This window comes from Apilactobacillus micheneri (assembly GCF_006493595.1).
GTDB classification, from domain to species: Bacteria; Bacillota; Bacilli; order Lactobacillales; family Lactobacillaceae; genus Apilactobacillus; species Apilactobacillus micheneri.
Window position 1 is genome coordinate 354,830 of record NZ_QUBI01000001.1, and the last position, 8,348, is coordinate 363,177.

Annotated in this window: 5 protein-coding genes and 2 rRNA genes; 3 read left to right on the forward strand and 4 right to left on the reverse strand. The window is 34.0% G+C overall.

Features of this window, described 5'->3' with window-relative positions; all coding sequences use genetic code 11:
* Nucleotides 1-22: 22 nt before the first annotated feature.
* The gene (locus tag DY123_RS01810; RefSeq protein WP_105964016.1) at nt 23-1,192 is read right to left on the reverse strand and encodes an MDR family MFS transporter; all 1,170 of its coding nucleotides are present in this window, start codon (nt 1,190-1,192) and stop codon (nt 23-25) included.
* A gap of 246 nt (nt 1,193-1,438) precedes the next feature.
* On the opposite strand from DY123_RS01810, the gene zwf reads away from it, so the two are divergent.
* The 3 genes from zwf to DY123_RS01825 all read left to right on the forward strand — a co-directional run bounded on the left by zwf (nt 1,439) and on the right by DY123_RS01825 (nt 6,110).
* Nucleotides 1,439-2,911 carry a glucose-6-phosphate dehydrogenase gene (gene zwf, locus DY123_RS01815; RefSeq protein WP_140923877.1) on the forward strand — a complete coding sequence of 491 codons (1,473 nt, stop codon included), beginning with the start codon at nt 1,439-1,441 and terminating at the stop codon, nt 2,909-2,911.
* 81 nt (nt 2,912-2,992) lie between these two features.
* On the forward strand, nt 2,993-4,432 hold the full coding sequence (gene gnd, locus DY123_RS01820) for an NADP-dependent phosphogluconate dehydrogenase (protein WP_105987497.1): 1,440 nt from the start codon (nt 2,993-2,995) through the stop codon (nt 4,430-4,432).
* Between the two features lie 139 nt (nt 4,433-4,571).
* Nucleotides 4,572-6,110, forward strand: a complete 1,539-nt coding sequence (locus DY123_RS01825) for a multicopper oxidase family protein (protein ID WP_140936174.1) — start codon at nt 4,572-4,574, stop codon at nt 6,108-6,110.
* A 572-nt stretch (nt 6,111-6,682) separates the two neighbouring features.
* Here DY123_RS01825 and DY123_RS01830 read toward each other — a convergent pair.
* From DY123_RS01830 to DY123_RS01840, 3 genes are all read right to left on the reverse strand, one after another.
* The gene (locus tag DY123_RS01830) at nt 6,683-7,945 is read right to left on the reverse strand and encodes a cation:dicarboxylate symporter family transporter (RefSeq protein WP_140936175.1); all 1,263 of its coding nucleotides are present in this window, start codon (nt 7,943-7,945) and stop codon (nt 6,683-6,685) included.
* Between the two features lie 104 nt (nt 7,946-8,049).
* Nucleotides 8,050-8,166 (reverse strand): 5S ribosomal RNA (gene rrf, locus DY123_RS01835).
* 68 nt (nt 8,167-8,234) lie between these two features.
* A 23S ribosomal RNA gene (locus tag DY123_RS01840) occupies nt 8,235-8,348 on the reverse strand; the annotation flags it as partial.

Here is an 8,348-nt window from a genome sequence, read left to right on the forward strand (position 1 = left end):
TTAGAACATAAAGCGTTTTTATTTAAGCAGATTTTTTATTTTTATATATTACAATAAGCCATGTCACCATTATAACGGTAGCTGTGAAGATGAATAATGGATTATATCCTAAATATTCAACAAATAGCCCACCATACAAAGGACTAATTGCCCTTCCAGCTGACATTAAAGCATTAAAGACTCCTTGATATTTTCCCTTTTCAGATTTACTAGATAATTGATCAATCCAAGCAGGCACATCAGGTAGTCCAATCATTTCTCCAAAAGTTAAAAATACCATGATCAATAAAAATCCTGTATAACTTTTTACAAATATTAATCCGTAGAAAGAAATTGCAAATATTAAAATCCCAATAAAGACTTGTGTAGAAATTTTTATTTTAGTTTTTTTACTTAAATAGTTAATCAATGGTTGTCCAATAACAATCATTAAACCGTTAACCGTCCAAAGACTAGAATAACTTTCAAAAGAAATTCCCATATTAACCATATGAACGGACATGACACTTTCCCACAAGGTATAACTTAGATAAACACCGAATACCATCATACAAATAGGATAAATCAAATTAATTTTAGAATGTTCAACCGTTTTAACTGGTTGTTTCTTATCAGCTGGAAGTGATTGGGAATCATTAAAATCAACATTAAAGTAAAAGAAAGTCATTAACCAAAGAGCTACATAAAAAATACCGGCAGCAATAAAGACAGTTGCAACTCCATACTTTAATAAATAACCAACCATTGCAGTTCCAATGACTACTCCTAAGTTTAAGCCAATATATAACAGATTAAAAACTGAACGAACATCACGATCTTTAACCGTAGTTGCATAGGAATTCAGTAATGTCAGGTTAATCCCATCACCAAAACCCAAGAACAATAGTAAAATCGCAAATGTTGGCCACCCGTTGAAGAAAATTAAAGCAAGAATTGCAAAGGTTGAAATTGAAATTCCAATCATCGAAGCCTTATAAGCTGACCATCGATCAAATAAAAAGCCTCCTACATAATTACCAATAATCATAAAACTAGACATTAATAATAATGAAACTCCTGAAACCATTAAAGATTTATGTAGATAATCATTTATATACATTGTTACTAACGGCCACATAAATGATGCCCCTGAATTAAGTAACAAAGAATACATAAAGATTAATTTCATCCCTAATCCTTTTCTTTTCTTCATAATGATTCCCCCTTTTATGTAAAATATTCATTTATACAATTATAAAGCTTTTGTTGAACACTTTTCTAAACAATTCGCTTATAAAAATAATAAAGCGTTTTCATATCCATTTTGTGTAGAATTAAAACACTTTTTTAATTTCAATTTGTGTTATATAATAACCATGTATATAGAGCGAAATAAATCGTTTATTTAGTTAGACATTTATTGTAGCTTCGTTCAAATTTTGTATAAGGAGTGACGGTATTGGCAACAGCAACTCGTGCCTTGTTCATGCTTTTTGGTGCAACAGGTGACTTAGCTAAACGTAAACTATACCCTTCAATTTTCAATTTATATAAAAAGGGCTACATTGATCAAGAACATTTTGCATTAATTGGAACTGGTCGTCGTGAATGGAGTGACGACAAATTCCACGAAGTTATTGTGGAATCAGTAAAAGACAATGCTGAAAGTGAAGATGAAGCTAAAGGCTTCGCTAGTCACTTTTACTACATGTCACATGATGTAACTAATCCTGAACATTATGATGCACTAAGTGAATACGCTAACAAATTAGATGATAAATATGATATTCAAGGAAATCGTATTTTCTACATCTCAATGGCTCCTAACTTCTTTGGTACTGTCGCTAAGAATCTAAAAGCACATAATTGCTTATCAGATAATGGCGGTTTCAATCGTTTAATCATCGAAAAACCATTCGGTCGTGATTACGAATCTGCTGAAGAATTAAATAATGCGTTAGGTAAATCATTTAACGAAAACCAAGTTTACAGAATCGACCACTACTTAGGTAAGGAAATGGTTCAAAACATCTTAGCATTACGTTTTGGCAATCCACTTATCGAAGGTATTTGGAATAATAAATACATTAAAAACGTTCAAGTTACCCTAGCAGAAAAATTAGGAGTTGAAGAACGTGCTGGATATTACGATGGTGCTGGTGCCCTTCGTGATATGATTCAAAACCACACTATGCAAATGTTAAGCATCCTTACTATGGAAGATCCAGTTTCATTTAAAGATGTTGATGTTCGTAGTGAAAAGATTCGTGCTTTACGTAGCATGAGAATCTACTCACCAGATGAAGTTCGTGAAAACTTTGTTCGTGGACAATATGGTAAAAATGGTGATCAAGCTGATTATCGCCATGAAGACAATGTTCCTGAAGATTCAAATACAGAAACATACGTTGCAGGTAAAGTAATGTTTGATAACAAACGTTGGGCAAACGTACCATTCTATATCAGAACTGGTAAGATGTTAGCTGATAAGTTTACTCGTATTGACATTGTATTTAAGAAACCTCTTATCGATATCTTTGCTGCTTCAGGCAAACAAGAAGGCGACTTACAAAACAATGTTCTAACATTATTCGTTGACCCTGTTAATAAGGTAATCTTACATCTAAATGGTAAGAAAGCTGGACAAGGTATGGAAATGCAACCACTTGATTTAACTCATGTTCAATCAGATGCTGAAAAAGCTGCTACTCCAGAACCATACGAAAGACTTATTCACGATGCCATCCTAGGCGACGCTACTAACTTTGCTAGTTGGGATGAAGTTGGTCGTGCATGGAAATTTGCTGATGTAATTAGAAATGTTTGGGACAATGACCAACCAGACTTCCCTAACTACACTCCAGGTTCAATGGGACCAAAAGCTGCTGATGAATTATTAGCACGCGATGGTAATGAATGGATTAAAAAATAATTTATATGACATTTAATATGTAAAATGTTAAAATTTAAGTGTATATTTATACACAATTTTCTTTAAAAAGGAAGGTTTATAATGGCTGAATCAAAAGCAAACATTGGTGTTGTTGGAATGGCTGTTATGGGTAAGAACTTAGCCCTTAACATTGAAAGCCGAGGCTTCACTGTAGGTATTTATAATCGTTCATCTTCAAAAACTGAAGATGTAATGAAGGATCACGCAGACAAAAACTTGGTTCCAAGTTACTCTGTTGAAGAATTTGTTAAATCTCTAGAAACTCCTCGTCGTATTATGATGATGGTTAAAGCTGGTAAAGCAACTGACGCTGTTATCAGTGAACTATTACCTTTATTAGACAAAGGTGATGTTTTAATCGATGGTGGTAACACTAACTTCCACGATACTATGAAGAGAAATGCTGAATTAGATAAATCCGGTGTTAACTTCATCGGTATGGGTGTTTCTGGTGGTGAACTAGGTGCCCTACGTGGACCATCATTAATGCCAGGTGGCCAAAAAGAAGCTTATGACTTAGTTGAACCAATCTTAACTAAGATTGCTGCTAAGGCTAAAGATGGCAAACCATGTGTTTCATACATTGGACCAAATGGTGCAGGTCACTACGTAAAAATGGTTCATAATGGTATCGAATACGGTGATGAAGAATTAATCGACGAAAGCTACAACATTCTACGTAATGGTGCTGGTATTTCAGTTGATGACCTTGCTGATATCTTCAAGGACTGGAACAAGGGTGAACTTGACAGTTACTTAATCGAAATCACTGGTGATATCTTAACTAGAAAAGATGACTTAGGTTCAGACAAGAGCAAGCCTATCGTTGACATGATCTTAGACCGTGGTGCTAACAAGGGTACTGGTAAATGGTCATCAATGGACGCTATGGAAATTGGTACTGATCAATCAGTTATTTCTGAATCAGTTTATGCTCGTTTCATCTCAATGCTAAAAGACGAACGTCTAAATGCTGCTAAAGTTCTTAATGGACCAAAAGCTGCTGACGTTATTGGTGAAGATGACAAGAAAGACCTTATCGAAAAAGTACGTAAAGCACTATACTTTGGTAAGATTATGAGTTATGCACAAGGTTTTGAACAACTACGTTTCGCTTCAGAAGACTATGACTGGGACTTGAAGTTCGGTGAATTAGCTCAAATCTGGCGTGAAGGTTGTATCATCCGTGCACAATTCTTACAAAACATTACTGATGCCTTTGAAAAGGATCCTAAGTTAACTAACTTATTACTAGACCCTTACTTCTCAGACATCGCTAACAAGTATCAAAGTGCTGCACGTGATGTTGTTGCTTTAGCAACTAAGGCTGGTATTCCAGTTCCATCACTTTCAGCTGCTGTTACTTACTTTGATTCATACCGTGCTGAAGTATTACCTGCTAACTTACTACAAGCACAACGTGATTACTTCGGTGCTCACACTTATGAACGTACAGACCGTGAAGGTAACTTCCATTACCCATGGTACACTGAACAATAAAATTATTATTGTTGATAATTTAGAGAGACGATTAATTTCGTCTCTCTTTTTTTATACCCAATTTATAATTATTATCATTTGCAAACATTTATAAATAATCATATTATATAGTTATGTTATCAAGAAAGGATGAACATAAATGGCAGAAGATAAAAATACAATAAATGATTACTTCTTTTATGAACCTGCTTTCAACACTCATGATGGAGGTTATGTTCCATTAGAAGAACCAAATATTCCAGAACAAAAATTAAAGATTCCGGAAGCCTTAAAGCCCGACAAAGAAACTGATACTGATATGTATTACACAGTTATTGCTGAAGCTGGTGAATCTCAAATTATGCCGGGTCAAAAGACTAAGACATGGGGTTATAATCAACCATTATTAGGTAAAACAATCATTTTTAAACGTGGCAAAAATATTCATGTCACTGTTAAAAATGAATTATCTGAATTAACCACTTACCACTGGCATGGCTTAAATGTTCCTGGTGATATTGATGGTGGTTGTCATACCCCTGTTTATCCAGGAGAATCAAAAGTTTTAAACTTTAAATGTGATCAACCTGCTGCTACTTTATGGTTGCATGCTCATCCATGCCCATCAACTGCTGAACAAGTTTGGCACGGTCTAGCTACTGCTGTTGTCGTCAAGGATGAACATGAAGCATCACTACCACTACCAAGAAATTATGGAGTCGATGATATTCCATTAATTTTGCAAGATCGTAAATTCCATGAAGACAATCAATGGGATTACCATGCTGACTATGATCCTGATGGTGTTCAAGGTCCCACTGCAATGATTAATGGTACTGTTAACCCCTACTTTGATGTAACTACTCAAAAAGTTCGCTTTAGAATTTTAGATGGAGCTAACCGTCGTGAATGGAGATTACACTTCTCAGATAACCTTTCATTTACTCAAATTGCTGGTGACGGTAGTTTATTAGAACATCCAGTTAAGTTTACTCACTTAATGTTAACCTGTGCTGAAAGAGCAGAAATTGTGGTTGATTTCAGTGATTATAAACCTGGTGATGAAGTAACATTGTATTCTGATGATGTTCCAATTGTTCATTTTAGAATTCATGAATTTGCTAAAGACGATTCCACACTTCCAGATACATTATTTAAATTGAATGCACCTGAAGTTACTCCAGATACCCCAGTGCATAAAATTGTAATGTCCGGTATGGATGAAGAAGTCGCAATTAATGATAAAAAATTCAATATGCAACGTATTGATTCTAAACAAACATTAGGTAGTTGTGAAATTTGGGAAGTTACTAATTCTAACGACTGCGATGGTGGTATGATTCATCCATATCACATGCACGGTTGCCAATTCCAAGTTCTATCACGTAATGGCAAAGCACCATATCCTAATGAAACTGGTTTGAAAGATACTATTGCTGTTGATCCTAATGAAACTGTTAAAATTAAAGTATGGTTCGATCATACTGGTGTATTTATGTATCATTGCCACATTATTGAACATGAAGATGGTGGTATGATGGCACAAATCGAAGTACAAGACCCTAAAGATCCTCAAAAATTCAATTTAATGGACATGGATACCTTAATGAATGCATTTGCTAAGGAACGTGGTGTTAAACCATCAGAACTTAATCTAGGTGGTATGGAATGCTACGATAAAATGAATATGAAGATGTGATTAACTTGATTGCTTAATCATTTTTGTACTATAATTAAATAGTAAAAGAAATAATTATTGATTTTCAAAGGAGGGAAAACAACTATGGCAGAATTACCTTTTGATCCCGGAGCGTCCAAAGATCATTCTATCAAGGGAAAATTATTGTCAAATGTTGTTTCAATTCTTTAAAAATTGAATTGAGACAACCACTGACAGTTAATTTTCCCGAACTCATATGCTTTACTTTTTAGCTATAGATTATTTAAGGAAAAATTAACTGTTGTTGGTTATCTCAGTATCCTTTAATTGCATTGAATGACAGTGAATTGTCAGCAATTAATAACAGTAATTTACAATTTAATATTATTTAATTAACTATTGATGCTTCACCTTTTAGGGAACTAATTGGGGAGGTATGAACAACAGTTTATATCAAACTTACTATTATTAGATAAAATGAGTAATTATGAGATTACACAGAAATCTTCGTTGAGTTGTGGGAACATGACTTACGCCAAAGTAATTGCTGTTTATCTACGATAATAAAATAAAAGGACTCAGGAATATATCCTGAGTCCTTTTTTGTAGTTCTATTTCAGCTTTGCCATATAGGCTTTCTCTTTTTTAATATCAAATTCATTTTCTGATTTACCAATAATAACGGTTGCCAATGAATTACCAATAACGTTAACTGCAGTACGTGCCATATCGATAAAACGATCGATTCCTGCAATAAAGGTCATTCCAGATATTGGAATATTAACAGTGGATAAAGTAGCTAGTAATACGACAAATGAAGCTCCTGGTACTCCTGCCATTCCTTTAGAGGTAATCATTAAAGTAATTAATAATGTAATTTGTTGCCCAATTGATAAATGAATTCCATAAGCTTGCGCAAGAAATAATGCAGCTAATGATTGATAAATAGCTGAACCATCAAGGTTAAAAGTGTATCCAGTAGGAATAACAAATGATACAATCGATGGACTTACACCAAATTTAGTCATTTTATCAATGTTTCTAGGTAAAGCTGCTTCAGAACTTGCTGTTGAAAATGCTAAAATTGCTTCTTCTTTAACAACCTTTAACAAATCAAAAATTCTAAAACCAAAAATTCTCGCAGCAGCACCCATTACTAGAATTACAAAAATAGCCATTGTAGCGTAAGTTAATAATACAAAGTAACTTAAAGGTGCAAGTGCCGAAAGTCCCAATTCAGCTAAAGTAACCCCTATTAAAGCACAAACTCCAATAGGTGATAGCTTCATGATCCAACCAGTTATTTTAAACATTACTTGAGAAATAGATTCCATTAGATCAATGATTACTTTGCCCTTTTCACCAATTGCTGATGTTCCTAAACCAAATAATACTGAAAAAACAATAATTGGCATCATATCTCCACTACTAATTGAATTAAAAATATTAACTGGTATAAGTCCAATTAAGGTTCCCCAAATTCCGCTATGATTAGCACTTTTAGCAGTTGCTAAATATTGAGTGATATCAGTTCCATGTAATGCATGAACATTAATAAAATCACCTGGATGGAAAATATTGCCAATAATTAAACCCAAAATAATGGCTATAGTAGTCATAAGCTCAAAGTATAAAATGGTTTTCCCACCAATTCTACCTAATTTATGAATGTCGCCAATACTTGCAATTCCTACTGTTAAGCAAGAAATAACAATTGGAATAACAATCATTTGGATTAATCGGATAAAAATAGTTCCAATACTTTGCATTGCAGTAATTGCTGTTGCATTTTTATAAAAAATTATCCCCAATATAATTCCCAAAATTAAACCAACAAGTATCTGCCAGCCTAAAGAGAGTTTAATTTTTTTCATATAAATTACTCCTTATTTATGTACATTAATTGTTATTTTACCATAAAACACAGAATTTTATATAAAAAAAGAGTTTTCGATAAACATCGAAAACTCTCAAAATTGCGCGGCAACTTCCTACCCTTGCAAGAGGCGATCCTCTAACTACTCTCGGCGTTTAGAAGCTTAACTGCTGTGTTCGGCATGGGAACAGGTGTATCCTTCTAGCTATCGCCACCACACTATTTATCTGAAAGAACTTCGTTCTTTCAAAACTAGATATTATTATTTCTTTAGAGAACAACCTTACTTGGTTAAGTCCTCGACCAATTAGTACTAGTCCGCTCCATACATTGCTGCACTTCCACTTCTAGCCTATCTACCTAATCATCTCTTAGGGGTCTTACTTCCATAAAGGAATGGG